Source organism: Streptomyces sp. NBC_00996 (assembly GCF_045162675.1).
Classification (GTDB): Bacteria; Actinomycetota; Actinomycetes; order Streptomycetales; family Streptomycetaceae; genus Streptomyces.
The window spans coordinates 9,674,332-9,697,882 of sequence record NZ_CP108723.1 but is presented as its reverse complement, the minus strand read 5'-3'; the positions used below and the strand labels follow the sequence as shown (position 1 = coordinate 9,697,882).

At 70.9% G+C, this 23,551-nt stretch carries 21 protein-coding genes and 4 pseudogenes; 5 read left to right on the top strand and 20 right to left on the bottom strand.

What is annotated here, in order from left to right; genetic code table 11:
* Positions 1-19: 19 nt before the first annotated feature.
* From OG390_RS44830 to OG390_RS44765, 14 genes and pseudogenes are all read right to left on the bottom strand, one after another.
* Entirely contained in the window at positions 20-1,483 is a 1,464-nt protein-coding gene (locus OG390_RS44830; protein WP_406176054.1) for an MFS transporter, read from the bottom strand.
* 125 nt (positions 1,484-1,608) lie between these two features.
* A complete protein-coding gene (locus OG390_RS44825) occupies positions 1,609-1,968 on the bottom strand; it encodes an MmcQ/YjbR family DNA-binding protein (RefSeq protein WP_406176052.1) in 360 nt (119 codons plus the stop codon).
* 355 nt (positions 1,969-2,323) lie between these two features.
* Positions 2,324-2,866: a GNAT family N-acetyltransferase gene (locus OG390_RS44820; protein WP_406176050.1), complete on the bottom strand. Its 543-nt coding sequence runs from the start codon at positions 2,864-2,866 to the stop codon at positions 2,324-2,326.
* A complete protein-coding gene (locus OG390_RS44815) occupies positions 2,863-3,435 on the bottom strand; it encodes a helix-turn-helix domain-containing protein (protein ID WP_406176049.1) in 573 nt (190 codons plus the stop codon). Before OG390_RS44815 ends, OG390_RS44820 begins: the two co-directional genes overlap by 4 nt.
* Before the next feature lie 38 nt (positions 3,436-3,473).
* Positions 3,474-4,379 carry a LysR family transcriptional regulator gene (locus tag OG390_RS44810; protein ID WP_406176048.1) on the bottom strand — a complete coding sequence of 302 codons (906 nt, stop codon included), beginning with the start codon at positions 4,377-4,379 and terminating at the stop codon, positions 3,474-3,476.
* Positions 4,380-4,462: 83 nt separating this feature from the next.
* The gene (locus OG390_RS44805; RefSeq protein ID WP_406178250.1) at positions 4,463-5,656 is read right to left on the bottom strand and encodes a glycine C-acetyltransferase; all 1,194 of its coding nucleotides are present in this window, start codon (positions 5,654-5,656) and stop codon (positions 4,463-4,465) included.
* Positions 5,657-5,747: 91 nt separating this feature from the next.
* The gene (gene tdh, locus OG390_RS44800; protein WP_406176047.1) at positions 5,748-6,776 is read right to left on the bottom strand and encodes an L-threonine 3-dehydrogenase; all 1,029 of its coding nucleotides are present in this window, start codon (positions 6,774-6,776) and stop codon (positions 5,748-5,750) included.
* A 171-nt stretch (positions 6,777-6,947) separates the two neighbouring features.
* A pseudogene (locus tag OG390_RS44795) lies at positions 6,948-8,131 on the bottom strand (Gfo/Idh/MocA family protein).
* Between the two features lie 228 nt (positions 8,132-8,359).
* Complete coding sequence (locus tag OG390_RS44790) at positions 8,360-8,953, bottom strand: GAF domain-containing protein (RefSeq protein ID WP_406176045.1); 594 nt, start codon at positions 8,951-8,953, stop codon at positions 8,360-8,362.
* Positions 8,950-9,549 carry an ATP/GTP-binding protein gene (locus OG390_RS44785; protein ID WP_189185851.1) on the bottom strand — a complete coding sequence of 200 codons (600 nt, stop codon included), beginning with the start codon at positions 9,547-9,549 and terminating at the stop codon, positions 8,950-8,952. Before OG390_RS44785 ends, OG390_RS44790 begins: the two co-directional genes overlap by 4 nt.
* On the bottom strand, positions 9,527-9,898 hold the full coding sequence (locus OG390_RS44780; RefSeq protein WP_406176044.1) for a DUF742 domain-containing protein: 372 nt from the start codon (positions 9,896-9,898) through the stop codon (positions 9,527-9,529). Before OG390_RS44780 ends, OG390_RS44785 begins: the two co-directional genes overlap by 23 nt.
* 2 nt (positions 9,899-9,900) lie before the next feature.
* Positions 9,901-10,335 (bottom strand): roadblock/LC7 domain-containing protein, encoded by a 435-nt coding sequence (locus tag OG390_RS44775; RefSeq protein ID WP_388871471.1) that lies wholly within the window; start codon positions 10,333-10,335, stop codon positions 9,901-9,903.
* Between the two features lie 68 nt (positions 10,336-10,403).
* On the bottom strand, positions 10,404-12,629 hold the full coding sequence (locus OG390_RS44770; RefSeq protein WP_406176042.1) for an ATP-binding protein: 2,226 nt from the start codon (positions 12,627-12,629) through the stop codon (positions 10,404-10,406).
* A 347-nt stretch (positions 12,630-12,976) separates the two neighbouring features.
* Positions 12,977-14,194 (bottom strand): MBL fold metallo-hydrolase, encoded by a 1,218-nt coding sequence (locus OG390_RS44765; protein WP_406176041.1) that lies wholly within the window; start codon positions 14,192-14,194, stop codon positions 12,977-12,979.
* A 451-nt stretch (positions 14,195-14,645) separates the two neighbouring features.
* Here OG390_RS44765 and OG390_RS44760 point away from each other — a divergent pair, with 451 nt between their 5' ends.
* The 4 genes from OG390_RS44760 to OG390_RS44745 are packed head-to-tail and all read left to right on the top strand — an operon-like array spanning position 14,646 to position 18,608.
* Positions 14,646-15,341 carry an acyl-CoA dehydrogenase family protein gene (locus OG390_RS44760; RefSeq protein WP_406176040.1) on the top strand — a complete coding sequence of 232 codons (696 nt, stop codon included), beginning with the start codon at positions 14,646-14,648 and terminating at the stop codon, positions 15,339-15,341.
* On the top strand, positions 15,341-16,945 hold the full coding sequence (locus OG390_RS44755; protein ID WP_406176039.1) for a 5-guanidino-2-oxopentanoate decarboxylase: 1,605 nt from the start codon (positions 15,341-15,343) through the stop codon (positions 16,943-16,945). Before OG390_RS44760 ends, OG390_RS44755 begins: the two co-directional genes overlap by 1 nt.
* A complete protein-coding gene (locus OG390_RS44750; RefSeq protein ID WP_406176038.1) occupies positions 16,942-18,120 on the top strand; it encodes a Glu/Leu/Phe/Val dehydrogenase dimerization domain-containing protein in 1,179 nt (392 codons plus the stop codon). The genes OG390_RS44755 and OG390_RS44750 overlap by 4 nt, the downstream gene beginning before the upstream one ends.
* Complete coding sequence (locus OG390_RS44745) at positions 18,117-18,608, top strand: CoA-binding protein (RefSeq protein ID WP_406176036.1); 492 nt, start codon at positions 18,117-18,119, stop codon at positions 18,606-18,608. Before OG390_RS44750 ends, OG390_RS44745 begins: the two co-directional genes overlap by 4 nt.
* Here OG390_RS44745 and OG390_RS44740 read toward each other — a convergent pair.
* Positions 18,538-19,464, bottom strand: coding sequence for an APC family permease (locus OG390_RS44740; RefSeq protein ID WP_406176035.1), 927 nt, complete (start codon positions 19,462-19,464; stop codon positions 18,538-18,540). The two genes, OG390_RS44745 and OG390_RS44740, sit on opposite strands and share 71 nt — an antisense overlap.
* Before the next feature lie 199 nt (positions 19,465-19,663).
* Positions 19,664-19,843: pseudogene (locus OG390_RS44735) on the bottom strand (amino acid permease); the annotation flags it as partial.
* Between the two features lie 341 nt (positions 19,844-20,184).
* Here OG390_RS44735 and OG390_RS44730 point away from each other — a divergent pair.
* Positions 20,185-20,805: a TetR/AcrR family transcriptional regulator gene (locus OG390_RS44730; protein WP_406176034.1), complete on the top strand. Its 621-nt coding sequence runs from the start codon at positions 20,185-20,187 to the stop codon at positions 20,803-20,805.
* A 409-nt stretch (positions 20,806-21,214) separates the two neighbouring features.
* Here OG390_RS44730 and OG390_RS44725 read toward each other — a convergent pair whose 3' ends face one another.
* The 4 genes and pseudogenes from OG390_RS44725 to OG390_RS44710 form a co-directional block, all read right to left on the bottom strand.
* Complete coding sequence (locus OG390_RS44725) at positions 21,215-22,000, bottom strand: SGNH/GDSL hydrolase family protein (RefSeq protein ID WP_406178248.1); 786 nt, start codon at positions 21,998-22,000, stop codon at positions 21,215-21,217.
* A gap of 145 nt (positions 22,001-22,145) precedes the next feature.
* Positions 22,146-22,385, bottom strand: a pseudogene (locus OG390_RS44720) (DUF6250 domain-containing protein); the annotation flags it as partial.
* 56 nt (positions 22,386-22,441) lie between these two features.
* Positions 22,442-22,555: pseudogene (locus OG390_RS44715) on the bottom strand (hypothetical protein); the annotation flags it as partial.
* Between the two features lie 105 nt (positions 22,556-22,660).
* Positions 22,661-23,551: a peptidoglycan DD-metalloendopeptidase family protein gene (locus tag OG390_RS44710; RefSeq protein ID WP_406176032.1), complete on the bottom strand. Its 891-nt coding sequence runs from the start codon at positions 23,549-23,551 to the stop codon at positions 22,661-22,663.

The window sequence follows — 23,551 nt, the reverse complement described above, 5'->3', positions numbered from 1 at the left end:
GCAGTGCCGCGGAACCGACTCAGCGCATCTCCCGCCCCGCGGCCTCGGGTATCGCCCCGGTCGTACGCGGCCGGGACACGGGGGCGTCGACGCGCACAAGGTTGCGTATCGCGGGCACCAAGAGCAGGGCCGTCGAGACGACGAGGGTCATGACGCCCGCGATGAGGAGAACACGGTCCGCGCCGAGGACCGAGGCGGCCGGGCCGGCGAGAGCCTGGCCGACGGGCATCATCGCCAGGGAGCCGGCGACGTCGTACGCGTGGATGCGGTTGAGGACGTCGGGCGCGACCTGCGTCTGCACGCTGGTCGCCCACATCACACCCCAGAGCGACATGCCCGCGCCCGCTATCACCGCGCCGGTCGACATGGCTACCACGCCGAGCCCCGCCCCGACGGACGCCGGGAAGCAGGCGAAGGCGAAGAGGGCGAACGAGCCGGCACGCAGCATGCGGCGGGGGCGGAGTCGCAGCGCGATCAGTCCGCCGATGACCGTACCGGCGCCGAGGGCGGAGTTGACCAGGCCGTAGGCGCGCGGGCCGTGCTGCTGGATGACCTCCGTCGCCACCAGGGGGACGGCCGGGCCCCAGATGGAGATCATGTACACGCACCAGATGACGATGACGCCCCACAGCCAGGTCCGGGATCTGAACTCCCGCCAGCCCTCGGCAAGATCGGCCTTGAAGCTGCCGCCATGCGTGTGGGTTCCGGGTGCCGCCGAGGGGAGCCGGAGCAGCAGCAGGCACAGGGCGCTGAGCGCGTATGTCGCCGCGTGGGCCGCGAAGACCCCTGCGGCCGATGCGAACGCGACCAGCAGGCCTGCCAGGGCGGGGCCCGCGAGTTGGGCGGCGGACTCGGCGATCCGTATGGCTCCGTTGGCCCCCTGTACGTCGGCGGCCAGGCGGGGCACCGTGCTGGCCACCCCGGGCTGGAAGACCGCGCCCGCCACGCCGTTGACGGCGCCGATCGCGCAGACCTGCCAGAGGACCACATGGTCGGTGAAGAACAGCACGGCGCACAGGGACTGGGTGACCAGCCGCACCAGGTCGGCGCCGATCATCAGCTTGCGCGTGCTGAACCGGTCGGCGATGACCCCGCCGAAGATCACCAGTCCCGCGAAGGAGGCGGCAGACGCGGCCATCGCCAGGCCGACCGCGCCCACCCCGTACCCGTACTGCAGCAGTCCGGCGGCGAGCGCCACCGGCAGGATGGTGTCGCCGAGCCGGGCGAGGGCCCGCGCGACGAAGAACAGCGCGAAGTCCCGGGACCAGACGGGCCGCCGGGGCCCGTCCGCGGCAACGATGTCATGACGGCCGATGGCCCTTTCGACCGGCGCGTCAGCGGCTTCGGACAGTGCCCCAAAGGCTTCGTGCGACTCCTCGGAAACTGCGGGTCGCTGCTCAGAAGCTCCCCGCCGAGTCCCCGAAGCTCCGTGCGGTGTCTCCGACGCACACGGCGGCTTCTCGCCCGATGACGTCCCGGCCATCCGGTCGCACCCCTCCCCTGCCATGCTCTGCCAATGCCCCACAACTCCCCCGCGGAGCCGAGTGTCCCGCTCTCCACTCCTGTCGCCGGATCATGCCACGGGGCGCTGACAACGCCTCAAGGATTTCAGTCGGCGGACGGGAGACCCAACTCCGGATAGGAGTTGAGCAGTGGGGGCGGGGCCGCCTGGCGCCAGGAGTCGGCGAGGATGTCGCGGAGTTCGTCGTCGTCCTCCAGGGCGGTCAGGCGGACCCGGACCCAGGCGAAGCTCGCCTCGTGGTCGGCGATCCAGAACTTCCTGGGCTCGGCGAGGACGAGTTCGTCGCGCTCCTCCTTCGGGCAGCGCACGGCGATGGAGGTCTCCTCCTCGGGCAGCGTGGCGAACATCTTTCCCGCGACCCGGAACGTGGGCATGCTCCAGGCGATCTTCTCCGTCGTGTCCGGCAGGGAGAGGGCGATACGGCGTACGTCTTCGGCATCCGGCATGAGAGGCACCGTAGCCAATGGCACTGACATCGACTCGTCGAGGACCGGATCAAAAGGCGCAGGCCACGGCACCGGGTCGGGAGTCCGTACGCGCCCAGGCCACGCCACCGAAACGGGAGTCCGCACAAGCCCAGGCCACGCCACCGAAACGGGAGTCCGCACAAGCCCAGGCCACGCCACCGAAACGGGAGTCCGCACAAGCCCAGGCCACGCCACCGAAACGGGAGTCCGCACAAGCCCAGGCCACGCCACCGAAACGGGAGTCCGCACAAGCCCAGGCCACGCCACCGAAACGGGAGTCCGCACAAGCCCAGGCCACGCCACCGAAACGGGAGTCCGCACAGGCGCCGCCCCCTTACGAACCGAGAACGACCGCTTCCGCCCCGACGTGTTTGTAGAAGATCGTCGTCGGACGCAACTCGCCCGACGGGCTCGCCGCATAGTCCGGTATCGCCCCGAGCCGGGTCCAACCGGCGGAGCGGTAGAGGGACTCGGCGGGGCTGTCGGTCTCGGTGTCCAGGTGCATGAGGGTCACTCCCGCCGCGACCGCCTCGGCCTCGGCGGTCGTCAGGAGCGTACGGCCAAGACCTTGTCCGCGGCCGTCCTGGTGCACCATCAGCTTCACGAGTTCGGCGCGGTGGCGGCTGTTGGGCTTGTCGGGGAACGCGAGGCTGACGGTGCCGAGCAGTCGGCCCTCGCCTCGGGCCACCCACACGGCGAGACGGCCGGCCGCCACCGCGGCTGCACGCTCCTCCCACCAGGCGGTGGCCGTCGTACGGTCGAGCGGTGCGAGGAAGCCGATCGACGCACCACCTTGCACGGTGTCGATCAGCAGATCCGCCAACTCGTCCAGCGAAGCGCGGAGTTGGGCTGCATCCAGCCGGGAGAAGGTGGTCACGGCCGCACCACCGCCAGCGCGTACCGCACGTCCTCGGGGCCGGGGCATCGAAAACGCGTCGGGCCCCACACCCGCAGCCGGAGGCAGTCGCCGGCCTCGAGGTGGTGCTCGACGTCCTGCGCCGTCACGGCGAGCGCCCCGTCGAGGACCCAGATGTGCTGTTCCAGGCCGGGCACAGGGGGGCGGTCGTACGCGATGTCGGCGCCGGCCGCGAGCCGCCCCTCGACGAGCTCGCCGCGCATCCCCGTGTGCGGCGGCGACACCGACCGGCGTACGAAACCGGAGGCCTTGTCCTCCCAGATCGCCTGGTCGGCCGCCCGCACCAACAGCACGGGCTCCCCCTCGACCTCACTGAGCAGTTGGGACATAGTCCGCCCGTACACACCGCACAAGCGGTTCAGGAGCGAGGCGGTGGGGCTGATCTCCGCGCGCTCCGCGCGGGACAGGGTCGAGCGGCTGACCCCACTGCGCTCCGCCAGCTCGCCCAGGGACCAGCCGCGTTCGGCCCGCAGCTCGGCCAGCCGGGCACCGAGCCGGACGTCGACGGCATCCTCGACTTCGTTTCCCATATTCGGGATCCTATCCCAGATAAGAGACGATGACTTCCTCAGTCCACGGTCGCGGCCTGCGCCAACGCGTCCAGCACCGGCTGGATCAGCGGATGGCCCTCCGCGCCGCGGCGTACGGCCGCGAAGACCCGGCGGGTGGGCGCGACGCCGTCGACCGGACGTACGAGAACCCCGCTGAGGTCCATGCCGCGCAGCGCCGAGCGGGGCACCAGGGCCACGCCCGCGTCGGCCGAGGCGAGGGCGACGACGGCGCGGAAATCGTCCGAGGAGTGTTCGAGGCGGGGCTGGAATCCGGCGTTCTCGCAGGCCAGGACGACCACGTCGTGACAGGGGTTGCCCGGGTAGGGGCCGATCCACGGGTCCTTGGCGAGTTCGGCGAGCGGGACTTCGTCGGCTTCCGCCAGGCGGTGGGCGACCGGGACGACCGCGTCGAAGGGCTCGGCGTACAGAGGCACGTGGGTGAGGCGTGGGTCGTCCGCGTCGGGGGCACCCCGGTATTCGACCGCGACCGCGATGTCGACCTGTCGGTCGAGCACCATCGGCAGGCTGGCGTCACCCTCGGCGTCCTGGACCCGGATGTGGATGCCGGGCGCCGTGGAGGCGAGCCGGGCCAGCGCTGGGGCCACCACGAGGCCGATGCCGGTCGCGAACGAGGCGACGGTGACCGTGCCCGCGGAGCCCGAGCTGTACGCGGCCAACTCGGCCTCGGCGCGCTCCAGTTGGGCGAGGACGGCATTGGTGTGGCCGAGCAGGATCTCGCCGGCGGGCGTCAGCCGGACGCCCTTGGCACCGCGCTCGACGAGCCGGTGCCCCGTCTCCTGCTCCAGCGCGGCCAGCTGCTGGGAGACGGCCGACGGCGTGAGATAGAGCGCGGCGGCAGCCGCCGTCACCGTGCGGTGGTCGGCCACCGCACGGAGGATGTGGAGCCGCCGCGCTTCGATCATGCGACCGATTCTCTCAGGTCACACGCGTCGTGAAGCCCTCGTGTTCCGCCCGCTCCCTCAGCCCTGGAGTTCCGCGCGCTCCCTCAGCCCTCGAGTTCCGCGCGGGCGGCCACGAACGCGTCCACCGCCCGGTTCACGTCGTCCGTCGAGTGCCCCGCCGACAGCTGGACCCGGATACGGGCCTGTCCCTGGGGAACCACCGGGTACGAGAAGCCGATCACGTACACACCGCGCTCCAGGAGCAGCTCCGCCATGCGCCCTGCGACGGCCGCGTCGCCGATCATGACGGGGGCGATCGCGTGGTCGCCGGGAAGGACGTCGAAGCCCTCCGCGGTCATCCGGGAGCGGAAGAGCGCAGTGTTCTCGGCGAGGCGGACGCGCAGGTCGTCGGCCGACTCCAGCAGATCGATGACCTTCAGGGAGGCCGCCGCGATCACCGGGGCGAGCGTGTTCGAGAAGAGATACGGGCGCGAGCGCTGACGGAGCAGGGCGACGATCTCGGCGCGGGCGGCGACGTAACCGCCGGAAGCGCCGCCGAGCGCCTTGCCGAGGGTGCCGGTGATGATGTCGACGCGGTCCATGACGCCGTGCAGTTCGGGGGTGCCGCGGCCGCCGGGGCCGACGAAACCGACAGCGTGCGAGTCGTCGACCATGACCATCGCGTCGTAGCGGTCGGCGAGGTCGCAGATCTCCTTCAGGGGCGCGACATAGCCGTCCATCGAGAACACGCCGTCGGTGACGATCAGGCGGCGCCGGGCGCCGGACGCCTCCTTGAGCTGGGCCTCCAGGTCGGCCATGTCGCGGTTGGCGTACCGGAAGCGGCCGGCCTTGGACAGCCGGATGCCGTCGATGATCGAGGCGTGGTTGAGGGCGTCGGAGATGACCGCGTCCTCGGCACCGAGGAGGGTCTCGAAGACACCGCCGTTGGCGTCGAAACACGAGGAGTAGAGGATCGTGTCCTCCTGGCCGAGGAACGCGGACAGGCGCGCCTCCAGCTCCTTGTGCACCTCCTGCGTGCCGCAGATGAAGCGCACGGAGGCCATGCCGTAGCCCCAGCGATCGAGTGCCGCGTGGGCGGCGGCCACAACCTCGGCGTGGTCGGCGAGGCCGAGGTAGTTGTTCGCACAGAAGTTGAGGACCTCGCCGGGCCGGCCGCCCGCGGTGACATTCACGGTCGCGGACTGCGGGGTGCCGATGACGCGCTCGGGCTTGTGCAGGCCGGCGGCGCGGATCTCGTCGAGGGTGGTGCGCAGATCGTCGCGTACGGATTCGAACATCATCAGTTCCTTAGAATTCTCAAGCAGTCCGGGGGCTCAGACAGTCCAGGAGCCCCGGCGGTCGAGGGCGTCCCGGGCAGTCCGGGGTGTCTCAGGCGGTCCAGTCGAGGATGACCTTGCCGCCGCGGCCGGCGGCCGCGTCGTCGAAGGCCGCCTCGTAGTCACGGAAGCCGTACCGGCCTGTGATGACAGGGGCGAGGTCGAGACCGCCTTCGAGGAGAACCGACATGGCGTACCAGGTCTCGAACATCTCGCGGCCGTAGATGCCCTTGATCGTGATCATGGAGGTGACGATCCGGGACCAGTCGACCGGGAACTCCTGGGACGGCAGGCCGAGCATCGCGATCCGGCCGCCGTGCGTCATGTTGGCGATCATGTCGCGCATCGCCTCCGGGCGGCCAGACATCTCCAGGCCAATGTCGAAGCCCTCGCGCAGACCCAGCTCGCGCTGACCGTCGGCGATCGTCGCGCCCGTGACATTGAGGGCGAGACTCACTCCGATCTTGCGGGCCAGCTCCAGGCGCTCCTCGCTGACGTCGGTGATGACGACATTGCGGGCGCCCGCGTGGCGGGCCACGGCCGCGGCCATCAGGCCGATCGGTCCGGCCCCGGTGATGAGTACGTCCTCGCCGACCAGCGGGAAGGACAGCGCCGTGTGCACGGCGTTGCCGAAGGGGTCGAAGATCGCGGCGACATCGAGGTCGACGGGGACCCGGTGCACCCACACGTTGGCTGCGGGAAGGACCACGTACTGGGCGAACGCGCCGTCGCGGCCCACGCCCAGGCCGACCGTGGCACGGCAGAGATGGCGGCGCCCGGCCAGACAGTTGCGGCACTTGCCGCAGACCAGGTGGCCTTCGCCGCTGACGCGGTCGCCGACCTTGATGTCGGCGACGTCGCGGCCGGTCTCGACGACCTCGCCGACGAACTCGTGCCCGAGCACGAGCGGCGTGTCGATGGCCTGCTGCGCCCAGCCGTCCCAATTGCGGATGTGCAGGTCGGTGCCGCAGATCCCGGTCCTGAGGACCTTGATCAGTACGTCGCCGGGGCCGGCCTGCGGCTCCGGGACGTCCGTGAGCCAGAGCCCGGGCTCCGCCTTCTCCTTGACCAGCGCCTTCACGCGACGGCTCCTGTGGGTGAGGTCCCGGGGCAGGGCACGCCGAAGGAGCCCGTACCGGGGAGAGGGGTGAATTCCTGTAGGAATCTGCCGTACGGCGGTGCTCCCGGTCCATCGAGGTTTTCTTAAACGCGGCCGCAGCTTTCCTTCACGCCTGCCCCGGTGCCTGCGCGCTCAGGGTGTCTGACCCCGCTCGAAGTAGGCCACCAGTTCCGGGTCGAGCGGCGGCACGCCGCGCGGAGTGCCGCCGTCCCGCAGCGACTCGGTGGCCCGGAATCCGGCGGCCACCGCCATGCGCGCGGCGACCGGGGAGGTGTCGGTGCGCCCGCCCTCCCGTACGAACCGCAGGAACTCGTCGATCAGCAGCGGGTCGGCGCCCCCGTGCTCGGCGTCCTCGTCGACCTCCGGCACCGGGTACTCGGCGTCAGCCCGGTCCCGCTGCCCGGAGCGGCGGCTGTTCCGGACCTTCACCACTCCCCCGGGCCCGTCCCCGACGTTCTCCAAGCGGCCGGCGTCTCCGATGACGGTGTAGTTGCGCCAGTAGTCGGGGGTGAAATGGCACTGCTGGTAGGCGGCCAACACCCCGTTGTCCAGGCGCATGTTGACCAGCGACACGTCTTCGACATCGATGTCCGGATTCAGCGCCCGCTGGGTGTGCGGGGCCAGTGGCCGTCCTTCGTGTACCAGTCCTCCGTCCTGGGCTCTCCCGGCGCCCTCCGGTGCGGGATGTCCCCGTACACCATGAGGTCCCCGAGCGCCTGCACCCGCTGGGTGCAGCCACCGGCCAACCGGTGCAGCACGTCGATGTCGTGGGCGCCCTTCTGCAGCAACAGGCCGATGGTGTACCGGCGTTCGGCGTGCCAGTCCTTGAAATACCAGTCCCCGCCGTAGCCGACGAAGTGGCGCACCCACACCGTTTTGACGGTACCTATGTCGCCGCGCCGGACGATGGCGCGCATCAGCCGGATCACCGGCATGTGGCGCATGTTGTGGCCCACATACAGCCGGGTGCCCGTCTCGAAGGCGGTGCGCAGGATCCGGTCGCAGCGCTCGATGGTGATGTCGAGGGGCTTCTCGACGAAGACGGGTTTGCCCGCGCGCAGCGCCTTGCACGCGATGTCGGCGTGGGTGTGGTCCGGGGTGAGGACGAGCACAGCATCGACGTCCGGGGCGTCGATGACCTTGTGGTGGTCGCTCACCGTCCGGACCCCGCGTATGCGATCGGCCGCGCGGTCGCGCAGCACCGGGTCGTGTTCGGCGACGACGCTCACGCGCGAGCCCTGGCCAGGACGATGGGCGACACACGCGAGGGAACCGCGCAGTCCGAAGCCGAGGGCGCCGAGACGGAGGTCGGTCATGATGTTCCTTTCCATGCGGGTCTCCACTCCGTGGGGGACTCCATATGGGGCGCCGCCCATAGGTATCTCCCTACGGTGTCGAGGAGGTTCGGGCGCAGCCTTCCTCCGCAGGGCCTGGGCCAACCCCCGGTGGACGTCGGAGTACGACTACGGGGACATGCTTTGCCTACATCCCATGGGGGCGCACCACATTCACCAAGGCGGGACGCCGACTGCCCGGCAACGTCCTCAGAACCCTCCGCCTCCCTCCCGCAGTTCGATCTGCTCGACCAGCTCCGCCGCCAGCGACTTGATGGTCTCCAGGCCCGCCTTTCCCCATGGGCGCGGCTCGACGTCCACGACGCAGACCGTGCCGAGGGCGATGCCCGTACGGTCGATCAGCGGGGCGCCGAGGTAGGAACGGATGCCGATCTCGTCGACGACCGGGTTCCCGGCGAAGCGCGGGTAGTCACAGACGTCCTCCAGGACCAGCGCCCTGCGCCGGACCACCACATGGGGGCAGAACCCGTAGTCGCGCGCCATGTAGCGGCCCACTTCGGGGACGGTGCCGTCCCCGGTGTCGGCCCCGGGCGGCAGGACGCCCGGGCCGCCTCCCTCCGGGGTGTGCAGGCCCGCGAAGAACTGCCGGTTCTCGTCGATGAAGTTGACCATCGAGTACGGCACCGCGGCGACCTCGGCGAGCCGGTCCGCGAAGGCGTCGAAGGCCGGTTCCGCGTGCTCCCCCAGCCCCAGTCGGTGCAACCGCCGCACCCGGGCCGGCGCGTCCTTGTCCTCAGGGGTCAGCAGCAGACGACCGGCCGGACGCGGCGGATCGTAGCTCATGTACGGGCTCCGTGACTTGGGCTGTGCGCGGGCGCGTGGGCGATGAGATGGCGGACCAGGGTGAGCAGGGTCTGCACGCCCGAGCTGGAGATCCGGGCGTCGCAGCGCACGACGGGGATCTCGGGGTCGAGGTCGATGGCCGCCCGTACCTCCTCCGGGTCGTAGCGGTACGAGCCGTCGAACTCGTTGACCGCGACGATGAATCCGAGGCCCCGCTGCTCGAAGAAGTCGACGGCCGCGAAGCAGTCCTCCAGGCGGCGGGTGTCGGCGAGGATCACCGCGCCCAACGCACCCTCGGAGAGCTCGTCCCACATGAACCAGAAGCGCTCCTGGCCGGGCGTACCGAACAGATAGAGCACGTGTTCCGGATCGAGCGTGATGCGGCCGAAGTCCATGGCCACAGTGGTTTCGACCTTGTTCTCGATGCCGTCGAGACTGTCGGTTGCGGCGCTGACCGTGGTGAGCAGCTCCTCCGTGCTGAGCGGCGCGATCTCGCTCACCGCGCCGACGAGGGTTGTCTTGCCGACCCCGAACCCTCCCGCCACCAGGATCTTCAGCGCGGTGGGGAAGGGGTCAGAGCTGTCGTCGTAGTCCATCGAGCACTGCCTCCAGCAGAGACCGGTCAGTGGGGTTGTGGTGGAAGGACGGTGGCTTGGTGGTGAGCGCCCCGCAGTCGACGAGGTCGGAGAGCAGCACCTTGGTGACCGCCGCGGGCAGCTTCAGATGGGCGGCGATCTCCGCGACCGAGACGGGCGCCCGGCACAGTTCGAGTGCCTGGGTGTGCTCGGGGCCGAGGTAGCCGAGGGGCGTGGCTCCGGTGGCCATGACCTGCGACAGGAGGTCGAGCGCGGTCGTGGGCCGGGTCCGGCCGTTGCTGACCGTGTAGGGGCGTACCAGACGCCCGGCAGCGTCGTCGAGCCAAGGCCCGTCGCCGGCCGCGGCCACGCTCAAGGCCTCATCGCCGAGGGTTCGACGGCGGGCTGCCGGGGCGCGGTCATCAGGTACGGCCGGACGCTCTTGACGAGCATGGCCATCTCGTAGCCGAGGACCGCCGCGTCGGCCTCGCGTCCGGCGAGCACGGCAAGACAGGTGCCGGAGCCTGCGGTGGACACGAACAACAGCGTCGAGTCGAGTTCGACGACGACCTGCCGTACGTCGCCGCCGTCCCCGAAGCGGACGCCCGCGCTGCGACCGAGGGAGTAGAGGCCGGAGGCCAGCGCAGCCATGTGGTCGGCGCTGTCCGGGTCGAGACCGTGAACCGACTTCACGAGCCCGTCGCAGGACAGAAGTACCGCGCTTGTGGTGTGCGGCACGCGCTGTACGAGGCCGCTCATCAGCCAGTCGAGATCGGATACATGGCCGGTCGGCGCATCGCTCGCCATGGGGGATCGACTCCTTGAGGTACGAAGGTCTGCGGGAGCGGAGGGGGTGGGGGTGGTGAGGGGGGTGGTCATCCGGCCGGTGTGCTCCCGTCGTGCCGGGCAGTGAGGTCGTGTCCGGGCGCGGGCGCGGTGTCCCGCGTGCCCTGCGCCTCGTGCGGCGCCGTCGCGTGCGCCGTGTGCGCTTCGGCTATCTGCGCCGTGGCCGCTGCGTCTGTCGGCGGTACGTCCATGGGGTCCACTCCGCTGGAGGTGGCGCCGGCGGACGACGGCCCGTCGGCCTGGGCCACGCCGTCCATGCGCAGGACGTCCAGGTGCGGTCGCCCCATGTGCCGTCGCTCCATATGCGCTCGCTCCATGTGGGCGCTGTCCATGTGGGCGTTGTCCATGTGCGGTCGCTCCATGTGCGTGTTGTCCATGTGCGCACCGTCGGCATGGGCGCCACCCACAGGCGGCCCCTCCGCCCTGACCACTTCCAGGGGCGGCAGCTCATCCGTGCGCACCAGGTCCAGGTGCGCCCGGTCCCTGGGCGACGAGGTCTGCACGGGTGATGCCTGCGTACGTTCCGTCTCCGCGTGGACCGCCTCCGCAAGGCCGATGCCGCGCTGGAACGCCGCCATGAGACCCGGGTCGTGGCCGACGACGTACTCCGTGTCCTGGCGGGGCGCCGGCCCGTCACGGAGTTGGGGTGCGATGTGCTCCTGGGCGCGCCGCCTGGGCAGTTGGGGCTTGCCCATGGTGCCGCGGACGGCGCCGCCGCGCGGCGTGGGCGGCACTGCCGCGTTCTCCCTGGCGATGTGCCGGTCTTCGGGGCGGATGCCGGGCACCGCCTCCGCCGGGTTGGGCCGCTGCCCGTGAGTACCACGCACGGGCAGTGGCGCGGGACCGCCACCGCCCGCGACCGACGCGCCCGGCACCGCACGCGGGGGTGCCTGCTCGCGCTGGGCCTGACGTGGCACGGAGGGCATCGCCCGGCCGCCGGGCGAAGCGGGCGCCGTAGCCGCCTGCGTGGCCTGCGGTCTCGCGGGTGTGCGGCGCCCCCCGGGCGTCTCCTGCGGCTGCCCTTGGGCTACGTCCCCGAGAGCGCCCGGCATCGTGCCCAACAGCCCCTGCGGCACGACGAGTACGGCCTGGACACCGCCGTAGATGTTGGTCTGCAGCCGGACGTGGATGCCGTGCCGCCGGGCGAGCTGCGAGACCACGAACAGGCCGATGCGCCCGTCCTGCAGGAGGCTGGCGACATTGACCTGGTCGGGGTCGGTGAGCAGGGCGTTCATCTTGTTCTGCTCGCCCAGGGGCATGCCGAGGCCCCGGTCCTCCACCTCGACGGCGAGCCCGGAGGTGACGAGATTGGCACGCAGCAGCACTTGGGTGTGCGGGGCCGAGAACACCGTGGCGTTCTCGACGAGTTCGGCCAGCAGGTGGATGACGTCGGCGACCGCGTGCCCGCGCAGGGTGCCGTCGATCGGGGGCACCAGCTTCACCCGCGAGTACTGTTCGACCTCGGCGATCGCGGACCGCAGCACCTCCGTCATGGAGACGGGGTTGCTCCACTGGCGGCGCGAGACGGCGCCGCCGAGGACGGCGAGGTTCTCGGCATGGCGGCGGATGCGGGTGGCGAGGTGGTCGACGTGGAAGAGGCCCTTGAGCAGGTCCGGGTCCTCGATCTCGTTCTCCAGCTCGTCGAGGATCGAGATCTCGCGGTGCACGAGGGACTGCAGTCGCCGGGCCAGATTGACGAAGACCTCGAGCTTCTGTTCGCTGCCCGCCTGGCTGGAGAGCTGCGCGGCCTGCACGACGGCCGCGACGGCACCGTCGTGGGCGCGGGAGAGGTCGGCGGCGAGCAGCTCGAAGTCGTCGGCGTCCGCAGGGGGTTGGCGACGTGCCTTGCGCGTGGGCGGGTTCTCGCCCCGGCGCAGCCCTACGACGAGGGCGCGCAGGTCGGCCTCCGTCCGCGCACTGGTGCGCCGCAGGGCGCCCAGGCGCTCCCGTACGGACTTGGCGGCACGGTCGGCGGCCACGGCGGCGATCAGGATGCCGGCCAGGGCCACGCCCACGGCGCCTGCGAGTACGGCCCACAGGATGGGGCCGGGGCGGGCGCCGGTGGAGCGGACGGTGAACAGTACGGCCGCGCACGCGCTGAGGGCCACCGCGATCGGTGGCAGGACCGCCAGGCGCAGCAGCTGGGGCCGCAGATGGGTCTCGGGCAGCGAGGGGGCGGTATGGGCGCCCGGTCGCCCGTGCCGCCCGCCCTCACGGCGGTCTGCGCGTGCGGCCGGTGCGCGAAGGTGAGACATCGGTGTCCTCGTACTGTGGCGTCGGAAGCGCGGGGGCTCCAGCGGGTCGGCGCGACTCGGGCGTGCGCCATCGCGGTGCCGGTCGAGAGAGCCGAAAAATTCGGCCCTGCGTCGCCCGACGGCAACTGACAGTAGTCGCCAACCCATCATGTGCGGTGGGCAGTTGACAAAGTCCTACGGCCGGCGTCCCGCTCTGGTATGAGGCCTCGTACGACAGACCGATAACTCCATCGGACGGACGTTCCAGCGGAACATCGATTCGATCGAAGCTGGTCAGAAGTGGTCGCAAACAAACGGCGAGGGCCGGGGAGCGGTGCGCTCCCCGGCCCTCGCCGTCGATCGGAAAATCAGCCCGCGGGCACCGTCTCCGGCTCTCCGGTGTCCTCCGTCGAGCCGTCGGCGATGTCACCCGGCGTGTCGGCGACGGTCTTCTCCAGGGTGGGCCACCCTCCCGCCGGCGGGAGGGCCACGCCCCGCCACCAGGGCTCGGTCGGGACGGTCTCGGACGTGGGCTCGAAGGGCTCGCCGGGGCGGGGCAGCGCGACGCGCGCACCGGCCGCGTGCCCGGCGGCCATCGTCCCCTCGCCGGGCTCCGCCCAGGGGTGGGTCGCCAGGTTGAACGTGGCCCAGTGGATCGGCAGCATCACTCCGGAGGGCTGCCCGCCCTGGAGGTCCAGGTGGGCGCGCATGCCCTCCTCAGGCGTCATGTGGATGTCGGGCCAGAACTCGCTGTACGCGCCGATCTGGATCATCGTGGCGTCGAACGGGCCGTGCTCGGCGCCGATGTCCTTGAATCCGTCGAAATAGCCGGTGTCACCGCTGTGGTAGATCCGGTGCTCGTCGCCCGCGACGGCCCAGGAGGCCCAGAGCGTGTGCTGTGCGTTGCGCAGACCGCGGCCGCAGAAGTGCCGCGCCGGGGTGGCGGTCAGGGAGATTCCGCCGATCTTCGTCGACTCGTTCCAGTCCAGCTCGCGCAGCCGGTCGGCCGAGACACCCCAGTGCTCCAGGTGGGCGCCGACGCCCAGCGGCACCGCGAACACCGTGTCCGTGTCGGCCAGCGCCTTGATGGTGGGCAGGTCGAGGTGGTCGTAGTGGTCGTGCGAGATGACGACGACGTCCACCGGGCCGAGCTCGGCCAGCGGCAGGGGTACCGGGTGCAGCCGCTTGGGCCCGGCAAAGTCGAACGGGGAGCAGCGCTCGCCCCAGACCGGGTCGAAGAGCACCCGGTGCCCGTCGATCTCCGCGAGAACGCTGGAGTGTCCCATCCAGGTGAGCCGCAGCCCGCTCGCCGCGGGCCTGGCCAGGTCGGCGAGCGTCGTCGCATGGACGGGCACCGTGCCGGTGGGGGCGCGGTGGGCGCGCTCCTCCCTGCGGAAGTAGACCTTCGCGAACTCGACCATGGAGCCGTCGGGGCGGATCCGGGCACTCTCCGGATTCTTGAAGACACCGTCCGCGAAGTTCGGCGATCTGCGGATGCGCTCCAGGCGCTCACCACCGGGATCCGCGCCGAAGGCGGCGGGCCGCAGCGAGCGGAGCCCGGAGCTCAGGGTACGGAATCCGGTCACGGTACCTCCAGGTGGAGTCAGTCAGGTTTTCCATTATGGTCGCCGCCTCCGACAGCGCCGGGTCGGCCCTGTCACAGCCCGATGTCCGCGACTCCATGGTCTTTACTCCTCCAACTCCACGGCGCGCGTTCTTCTTCCGCTTCGCCCAGTGATTCGCGAAGCGGAAGAAGAACGCGCGTGGAGCGATGCATGAACGACGGGGGCCTGGAGTGGTGCACGAACGACCGGGCGTGCCGGTGCTCGCCGACGGTGCGTCCGCGTTCTCCACCGCCTCCCCCACTCTCGGTGGAGTGCGTCCGACGGGTCGGCCAGGCGGGCGACCGAGGCCTGCTACTGATGATCCGTTCAGTACGTTGACAGAGAACCGCACCGCTTCCGATACTGACTGATGATTCAGTAACTGCCCGGTGGCCCTGTCGGCCACGCCGCTCCGTCCGCATCTGGAGGCACCATGTCCGACCTCCCCACCGAGCTGGTCCCGCTCAGCGCGGAACAGCACGACATCGTGGAGCTGACGCGTGCGTTCGCGCGGGAGGAAATCCGTCCACGCGCGCGGGCCGTCGACGAGGCGGATATCGAGACGCCGTGGGACCTGTGGCGCAAGGCCGCCAAGGTGGGGATCACCGGCTTCATGCTGCCCGAGGAGTTCGGCGGGGGCGGCTTCACCGACGTCTTCACCCAGGTCCTGGTGCAGGAGGAGCTGTGCGTGGGCGACCTCGGCATCGGCAACCTGCTCTGCTCGAACGGCTTCTTCGCCGACCCGGTGCTGGAGCTCGGCGGCGAGGAGCAGAAGCGGGAGTGGCTGACGCCGCTCACGGGCCCCGACACCCCGATGACGTCCCTGGCGACCACCGAGCCGGGAGCGGGCTCGGACGCCGCGTCGATCGTCACCACGGCGCAGCTGATGACCTGGCGGGCCGCGAAGTGTCTGGACGCCGGCCTGAACGCGACGGCCGAGGCGGCGATGGCCAAGCTGACGGCGTCCGAGACCGCCGCGTACTGCACCTGGGCGGCCGTTCAGACGCTCGGCGGCTGGGGCTACTCGCGGGAGTTCCCGGTCGAGCAGTGGATGCGCGACGCCAAGCTGGAGGAGATCGAAGAGGGCACCTCGGACATCATGCGGCTCGTCATCTCGCGGAGCCTGTGATGGGCGACGCGGTCACCGGTGGTGAGGCACTGGTCCGCGCCCTGTGCGGACACGCCGTGACCCAGGTCTTCGGCATCCCCGGCACCCACAACCTGGAGATCTACCGTCACCTGTCCGCGTACGGCATCCGGCACGTTCTGCCCCGCCACGAGCAGGGTGCGGGATATGCCGCCGACGGCTACGCGCGCGTGACGCATCGCCCGGGTGTCGTGATCACGACGACCGGGCCCGCGCTGCTGAACGCGGCGGCCGCCATCGGGCAGGCGTACTCGGACAGCGTGCCGCTGCTGGTCGTCTCGCCGGGGATGCCGCTGCGCCACCCGCGGCTCGCGACCGGACTGCTGCACGAGATGCGCAGCCAGACCGAGGCGCTGCGCGGCGTGGCCGCGTTCAGTCACCGGGTGTCCTCGGTCGCGGAGATCGATGCCGCGATCGCCCGGGCCTTCACTCTGTTCCGTACGCGACGACCACGGCCGGTACACATCGAGGTGCCGCTCGACCTGCTGGAGGCCATGGAGGAGGCCGGTTCCGTTCGCGTCACCCCGCACGTCGCGCCGTCGGCACCCGGCACCGAAGCCGTGCGGAAGGCGTCCGAAGTCCTCAGCCGCGCGCATCGTCCGGCGCTCGTGCTCGGGGGCGGGGCGCGCGGCGCGACCGCCTCGTGCCTCGCTCTCGCGCAAGAGCTGGGCGCTCCCGTCGTCACCACGGCCAATGGCAAGGGGATCGTCCCCGAGACGCACCCGCTGTCGCTCGGGGTCTCGCTGCACAGCCCGTCCGTCCAGAGGTGGCTGACCAAGAGCGACGCCGTACTCGCCGTCGGCACTGAACTCGCGGAGTCCGATCTGTGGTCCCCGCCTCCCGCCCTGAACGGCACCCTGATCCGTGTCGACCTGGACCCCGACCAGATGTACGCCGGCCTGCCCGCTGACATCGCCGTCGTCGGCGACGCGGCCATCTCCTTGAAGGAGCTCCTTTCCGGAGTACGGGGGCACGCGCGCGTGGAGGCCGACGAGGACGCCGTCGGAGTGGTGAGCGCCCTGCGCGCGGCTCGTGACGCCGAGACCGCCGAACGCGACGCCCGCTGGATCCCGTACCTCCGGGCGATCCGTTCCGTCCTCACCGACGACGCCGTCATCACCTCGGACAGCTCCCAGTGCTGCTACTACGGAGCGCTGCCGCACCTCCCGCTGGGCCCCGAGGGCCGCTATCTTCACCCGACCGGCTTCGGCACGCTCGGCTACGCGCTGCCCGCGGCGATCGGCGCCAAAGTGGCGCAGCCTGATCGTCAGGTGGTGGCGCTCGGCGGGGACGGCGGCCTCCAGTTCACGGTTCAGGAGCTGGCGACCGCGGCACAGCTCCAACTCCCGCTGCCCGTCGTGGTGTTCGACAACAGCGGCTACGGAGAGATCCGCGACGAGATGGCCGCCCGGGGCGACAACCCCACGGCGGTCGATCTCGCGCCGGTCGACCTGCCCGCCCTGGCCCGCGCCTACGGAGGACAGGGCACGCGCGCGTGCGGACCGGACGCGCTGGCCGCCGCGCTCGCCGAGGCACTGCGCACCCCCGGCCCCACTCTGATAGCCATCCGCGAGGAGTCCCCATGACCGCCCCCCTGATGACGCTCACCTGGACGGACCATGTCACCGGCCGCCAGGGCTTCCTCGTCGTCGACCGCCTGGTGCGCGGCGTCTCCAGCGGCGGTCTGCGGATGCGGCCCGGCTGCACGCTGGAGGAGGTCGCGGGGCTCGCCCGCGGCATGACCATGAAGGAGGCCCTGCACTACAACCCCGACGGCCGCTACATCCCGCTGGGCGGCGCGAAGGGCGGTCTCGACTGCGATCCCCAGGATCCGGCGGCGTACGGCCTGCTGGTGCGCTATCTGCGCGTCATGCGCCCGTACATCGAGAGCTTCTGGACCACGGGTGAGGACCTGGGTCTCACCCAGGATCTGGTCGACCGGGCCGCCGAGGAGGCCGGGCTCGTCTCGTCCATCCAGGCCGTGTATCCGCTGCTCGACGACGAGGCGACAGCACGGCGGCGGCTCGCGGACGCCTTCGCGGTCGAGGTGGACGGCATCGGCCTCGACGAGCTGGTCGGCGGCTGCGGAGTCGCCGAGTCGGTGCTCGCCGCCCTGGACCGGGCCGGGGTGGCGTACGCGGGGACGCGCGTCGCCGTGCAGGGCCTCGGCACCATGGGCGGGGCCACGGCGCGCTTCCTCGCGCGCGCGGGGCTCGAGGTCGTGGCCGTCGCCGACATCAAGGGCACGATCGCGAACCCGGAGGGCCTCGACGTCGACGCACTGCTCGCCGCCCGCGACACGTACGGGACGGTCGACCGCTCGGTGCTGCGCCCCGACGACCGTGAACTCCCCGGCGACGCCTGGCTGGCCGCCGACGCACAGGTGCTGGTGCCCGCGGCGGTCTCGTACGCGATCGACACCGTGAACCAGCGGCGGATCACCGCCCGCTGGATCGTCGAGGCGGCCAACATGCCCGTCCTGGCGGAGGCGGAGGAGCTGCTCGCCGCGCGCGGGGTCACCGTGCTGCCGGACGTGGTGGTCAACTCCGGGACGAACGCCTGGTGGTGGTGGACGCTCTTCGGCGACATCGGCGCCGACGCCGACGAGGCATTCGCGTACACGCGGCGCTCCATGCGCGCCCTGATCGACCAGATGCTGGCCCGTGCGGAGGCCGACGGGACGACCGCGCGGGCCGCCGCGCATGCCATCGTCGACGACCGGCTGCCGGTGATCGCGGAGCGGTTCGGGTGGTACGGATGACGGACGAAACGCCGCTGCACACCCTCTTCGACCCACGCTCGGTGGCCGTGGTCGGCGCCTCCGACAACCCCGCGAAGTGGGGCTACTGGCTGGCGAAGAGGGCTCTTACCGGGCGCGACCGCCGGGCGGTGCATCTGGTGAACCGGCGCGGCGGGGCGCTCGACGGCGTGTCCTTCCGGCCGGGTCTGACCGGCCTGCCCCAGGCGCCCGAGCATGTGGTGGTCGCAGTGCCTGCCCCGTTCGTACGTCCTGTAGTCGCCGAAGGGCTCGCGGCGGGCGCCCGCTGTTTCACGGTGATCCCCTCGGGCAGCGGCACGGCCGACGAACAGGCGCTCGCCGAGCTGGTGACCGGCGGCGGGGCACGGCTGCCCGGCCCCAACTGCATGGGGCTGGTCGACACGACCACGCAGCTCCGGCTCAGCTGGGGCGAGTTCCCGGTGGGCGCCGACGCCCGCCGAAGCCGGGCCAGATCAGCACGACCACGGTGAAGGCGACGAACGCGGTGGCCAGCGCACTCACCAGCCGCACGCCGAAGCGACCGCCCGGCACGGAGTAGGGCCGGGGGACGGAGGGGTACTTGCGGCGCAGCACCGCGAGGCTCGGGAAGGTGATGACGTACGAAATGAAGGTGGTGCAGATGGTCAGGCCGAGGGCCGCCGCGAAGTACTTCTCGCCGTCGCCGTCGGTGAGGTTGAGGGCGACCACGAAGAGCAGGGAGGCGAGGACGGCGGAGAGCAGGTTCACCCTGACCGGGGTGCCGAGCTTCTCCGAGATGTGCCCGAGCCAGGCCGGTCCCGCCCCGTCCGCGCAGGCCACCGCCTGGGCACGGTGGGCGCCCATGGCCCAGGTGACGCCCGAGGTGAGCAGACCGAGGATGAGCCCGACCGCCGCGATGCCACCGCAGACGGCTCCGGCTCCGGTGAGCGTCACGGTGCCGTCCGCGGTGATCGATCCCCCGTAGACGGTGAACACGGCCTTGCAGGCGTCGATGAATCCGCCGAGGCTGCCGATCCGCTCGCCGGGCAGCACGAAGAGAATGCCGAGGATGGGGCCGCCGTAGAGCACGAGTGCGGCAAGGCCCGAACGCAGGATGGACAGCGGTATGTCGCGCCGCGGGTTCCTCATCTCCTCCGCCGCCGAGCTGGGCAGTTCGAAGCCGACGTAGTTGAAGATCAGGACGGGGACGAGCGCGACGAAGCCCGCGTACGTGGGCGCGAAGTCGCCGGCCGGCAGAGCGTGGACGCCGTGCCGGGCCGCGTACACGACGACGGAGACGAGGAAGAAGCCGAGCAGCACGATCCTGGCCACGGCTCCGGCGATCGGCACCCACTTGCCGATCCGCACCGACTGGACGACCGCGAGCGCCCCGCCCCAGATGAACGCCGGCCCGGCCGCGTACTTCCACGCCCCCGGCAGCGGGGTGAAGAACTCCTCCCAGGTCGTCAGCGCGATGATGCACAGACTGCCGCCGACCCAGACGGGGTTGGATCCAGTACAGGAGCTGGTTCACCCCGGCTGTCAGCCGTCCGAGGGCGAGCCGCGTCCAGACGTACGGGCCGCCCTGCACCGGGAAGGCGGAACCGAGTTCGGCGACCAACAGGCCGTACGGCAGGAAGAAGACCACGGCGAGAATCACCATCCAGGTCAGCCCCTGCGGGCCTTGGGCCGCGACCGAGCCGATCGTGTCGAGACCGACGAGGGTGCAGATCAGGAAGAACAGCACATCGAGCCGGCGCAGATCCCTGCGCAGCCGGGAGCGCTGCTCGCCCCAGCCCTCGGAGAGGTCGGGGGCATCGGGTTCGGGCCGGGGCTTCGGGGTGCTCGGTGCTTGGGTCACGGGCGGACTCCTGCGGCGGTGCGGGAACGTAGGGACTGGGCACACATCGGGCGGACGGACGAGGCAGACATGGGCGTACGGATGGGGCAGACATCGCCTGAACTCACAGCTACTGACTGAATGAGCAGTCAGTAGCGGCCGCACTTTGGTCTCCACCGCGCGGCAGTGCCAAGGGGGCGCAAGTGCCTGTCGTGCCCCGCGTCGGAGCCGCTGTGTAGGGTTGCCGCGTGGCGAGAGTGCGGTTGAGCGTGGCGGAGCGGCGTGAGGAGTTGCTGCGGTCCGCCGTCGAGCAGATCGAGGCGCGAGGTGTGGCGGCGGTGCGAATCGCCGACGTGGCCTCGGCGCTCGGGGTGAGCAACGCGCTGGTGCTGTACCACTTCTCGACGAAGGAGAAGCTGGTCGCCGCCGCGTTCACGTACGCGGCTGAGGACGACCTCGCCCATCTGCGCAAGCTTCTCGGCCGCCGTACGACGGCGCTGCGCCGACTGCGGGCGGCCGTGCGCTGGTATGCGCCGACCGGGCAGGCCAAGGGCTGGCGTCTGTGGATCGAGGGCTGGGCGGCGGCGCTGCGCGAGGCCGCGCTGCGGGAGGTCACGCGCGATCTCGACAAGCAGTGGAAGGCCGCGATCAGCGAGGTGATCGCGGAGGGAGTGGCCGCGGGCGAGTTCCACTGCCCGGATCCCGCGGGGGCGGCCCTTCGGCTCACGGCGCTGCTGGACGGCCTGGCCGTCCAGATGACGGCCTACGCGGGAGCGGTGTCGCGGGCCCGGACCCACGAGTGGGTGGACGAGGCACTGGCACGTGAACTGGGGCTTGAGCGGGAGGCGTTGGTGGCGGCGGTGCGCTGAGGCAGGCGCCTTACCGGCACCATTCGGGGTTCGCCCCTGCCTGGGTGGTGGGTTCGTCCCCACGGCAGGGGCACGCCGGCCGCCACCTGCGTGCCTTCACCGCCGGGGCGGTACGAACGGCCACCAGTGCGCCTCCACCACCCAGGCGGTACCAAGCCGACCACCAATGCGCCTCCACCACCCAGGCGGTACCAAGCCGACCACCAGCGCGCCTCCACCACCCAGGCGGTACCAAGCCGACCACCAGCGCGCCTCTGCAACGCGGGCAGTACGACTACGTCGGGGCGGTTCGCGGTCGTCCCAGCACCGCCGACCGCTCCCCGCCCCGCACCACTCCCGCTGTCGCCTCACCGGTCGAGCCGGACACCGGACCGGTTCGGGCCCGTGCCGGCTTGTAAGAAGGCCGGACTCAGGCCACCGACTCGATCCGCATCTTGATGTCGTCGGGCGAGAGGGCCCCCTTGGCCGCCACATGGTCCCCCGACGACTCCCCGCGCAACCGCCGCCCGATCCACGGGACCAGGTACTCTCGAGCCCAGTGGATGTCGTCGCGCCGTACTTCGAGCGTGCCGCGCGGCGGCAACGGCGGCCAGGGCTGGTCCGGGTCGGCGGGTACATCGAGGCCGAGGACCTGGCCGGCGCGGAGCGCGACCCGGGTGTGCCCCTCGGGCGACAGATGCAGCCGGTCACCGTCCCAGGCACGGCGGTCCTGGATCGTCTTGAGGGACCACAGGTCGAGTACCGGACAGCCGTAGCGGTCCGCGATGGCCCGCACATGTCCGTTGTAGGTGGCGATCTTGCCGCGCAGGTGCTTCAGCACGGGTACGCCACGGGTGTCGAAGCCGGTGGTCACCAGGACGGTGCCGACGGCGGAGGTGAGTTCGGCGATCGCGCGCTCGAAGCGCTCCGCGACCTCGTCGGGGTCGGTGCCGGGCCGGATGATGTCGTTGCCGCCCGCGGAGAAGGAGACCAGGTCCGGCGCAAGTTCCTTGGCGCGCTGGAGCTGGTCCTCGACGATCTGGTCGAGAAGTTTGCCGCGTACGGCGAGATTGGTGTAGTTGAAGTCGCCTTCTGGCCGACGGTCCGCGAGAAGTACCGCGAACCGGTCGGCCCAACCGACGAAGGCCCCGTCAGGACCGGGGTCGCCGACGCCCTCGGTGAAGCTGTCCCCCACCGCCACGTACGACCCGATCACTGATCTGTTGTCACTCTTCGAATCGTCTGCCACGTCGGCCCATGATTCACCCTCGGATGTGAGCTACGCGACCGTAGGCAAGGGTTGACGGATAGTGAGATAAGCCACGCCTAAAGTATCGTCCAATTCCGGAATAAGCCCCTGCTCAGGGGCGTTGAGGGAGCCGCCACACACGGAAGTCGGCGATCCGGAAGTGGCTCCACACGGTGCGGAACGCGAAGTGCCCACTTGTGCAGGGCTGCGGGTCGGTGTAGTCGAAGACCAACTGCCCGTTGTTCCACCATCGCACCGCGAAGCCCTCGGAGACGATCCGCACGTGGTTCGGCTCGTTCGCCACGAGCAGCGGCTGCGTGCAGTCGAAGACCAGCGGACGGACGTCCACCTCAAGGACGTCTGCTCATGTCCGTTGACCACGGCTTGCACGGTGTACGGGCCCGTGCCACGACTGTTGTCCTGGTACGTGGTCGACTTGGCGACCGGCTGGTCGTTGAGCCGTAGGCCGCCCTTGTACACGTTGAAGGCGATCTGCTGCACGCCTGCCGATACGTCGTGCATGCCTGCCACACGACCGCAGTGCGCCGATCATGAATCGCACAGGAAACACCAAGGGCCGAACCCCGGGGATCGTGGGGTCCGGCCCTTGGAGGCGAGGGAGACTCGTCAGCCGACGGCGACACCGTGCGAGCGCAGGTACGCGACGGGGTCCACGTCCGAGCCGTAGTTCGGCGTGGTGCGGATCTCGAAGTGCAGGTGCGGTCCGGTGACGTTGCCGGTCGCGCCGGAGAGGCCGATCTGCTGGCCCTCGGTCACGGTCTGGCCCGCCGAGACGGAGAGCGAGGACATGTGGGCGTACTGGGAGTACTGGCCGTCGGCGTGCTGGATGACGACCTGGTTGCCGTAGGCGCCGCCCCAGCCGGCCGAGACGACGGTGCCCGCGGCGATCGCCTTGATCGTGGTGCCGGTCGGGACCACGAAGTCCACGCCGGTGTGGTAGCCGCTGGACCACATGCTGCCGGCCACCTTGTAGCCGGTGCCGACGGTCGCGCCCGCGACGGGCAGGGTGTAGCCGGAATTGCTGCTGGTGGAGGCGGCGTTGGTGGTCACGTCGGCCTTGGTGGCCTTCGCGGCCGAAGGCGCCGGCTTGGCCGGCGACTGGGTGGCGCTGCCGGAGGCGGCCTTCTTGCCGATCGTCAGTTTCAGCCCCGGGTGGATCAGCGACGGGTCGCTGCCGACGACCGAGCGGTTGTCGGAGTAGAGCTTCTTCCAGCCACCGCTGACGTGCTGCTTGTCGGCGATCTTGGCGAGGGAGTCTCCGGCCTTCACCGCGTACGTCTTGATTCCGGCCGCCTTCTTCGCCGCGGTGGGAGCGGCGGCGGTCTTCTCCGCCGGCTTCTCGACACTCTGCGCGACGGAGGCCGTCGGGGTCGCGGCATGGGCGCCGGTGGCTCCCATCAGAGGCAGCGCGAGCGCGGCGCCGCCGGTTCCGGCCACGGCGATCGAGCGGGTGAAACGCTGAGACTTGGGACGGCGGTGCTTACCCTTCGCGGGCAT

What these genes read in the sequence shown, in the direction of transcription:
- OG390_RS44830 (WP_406176054.1), bottom strand. Translation starts at nt 1,483, where the DNA reads ATGGCCGGGACGTCATCGGGCGAGAAGCCGCCGTGTGCGTCGGAGACA.
- OG390_RS44825 (WP_406176052.1), bottom strand. Translation starts at nt 1,968, where the DNA reads ATGCCGGATGCCGAAGACGTACGCCGTATCGCCCTCTCCCTGCCGGAC.
- OG390_RS44815 (WP_406176049.1), bottom strand. Translation starts at nt 3,435, where the DNA reads ATGGGAAACGAAGTCGAGGATGCCGTCGACGTCCGGCTCGGTGCCCGG.
- OG390_RS44810 (WP_406176048.1), bottom strand. Translation starts at nt 4,379, where the DNA reads ATGATCGAAGCGCGGCGGCTCCACATCCTCCGTGCGGTGGCCGACCAC.
- OG390_RS44805 (WP_406178250.1), bottom strand. Translation starts at nt 5,656, where the DNA reads ATGTTCGAATCCGTACGCGACGATCTGCGCACCACCCTCGACGAGATC.
- OG390_RS44790 (WP_406176045.1), bottom strand. Translation starts at nt 8,953, where the DNA reads ATGAGCTACGATCCGCCGCGTCCGGCCGGTCGTCTGCTGCTGACCCCT.
- OG390_RS44785 (WP_189185851.1), bottom strand. Translation starts at nt 9,549, where the DNA reads ATGGACTACGACGACAGCTCTGACCCCTTCCCCACCGCGCTGAAGATC.
- OG390_RS44775 (WP_388871471.1), bottom strand. Translation starts at nt 10,335, where the DNA reads ATGGCGAGCGATGCGCCGACCGGCCATGTATCCGATCTCGACTGGCTG.
- OG390_RS44770 (WP_406176042.1), bottom strand. Translation starts at nt 12,629, where the DNA reads ATGTCTCACCTTCGCGCACCGGCCGCACGCGCAGACCGCCGTGAGGGC.
- OG390_RS44760 (WP_406176040.1), top strand. Translation starts at nt 14,646, where the DNA reads ATGTCCGACCTCCCCACCGAGCTGGTCCCGCTCAGCGCGGAACAGCAC.
- OG390_RS44755 (WP_406176039.1), top strand. Translation starts at nt 15,341, where the DNA reads ATGGGCGACGCGGTCACCGGTGGTGAGGCACTGGTCCGCGCCCTGTGC.
- OG390_RS44750 (WP_406176038.1), top strand. Translation starts at nt 16,942, where the DNA reads ATGACCGCCCCCCTGATGACGCTCACCTGGACGGACCATGTCACCGGC.
- OG390_RS44745 (WP_406176036.1), top strand. Translation starts at nt 18,117, where the DNA reads ATGACGGACGAAACGCCGCTGCACACCCTCTTCGACCCACGCTCGGTG.
- OG390_RS44710 (WP_406176032.1), bottom strand. Translation starts at nt 23,551, where the DNA reads ATGCCCGCGAAGGGTAAGCACCGCCGTCCCAAGTCTCAGCGTTTCACC.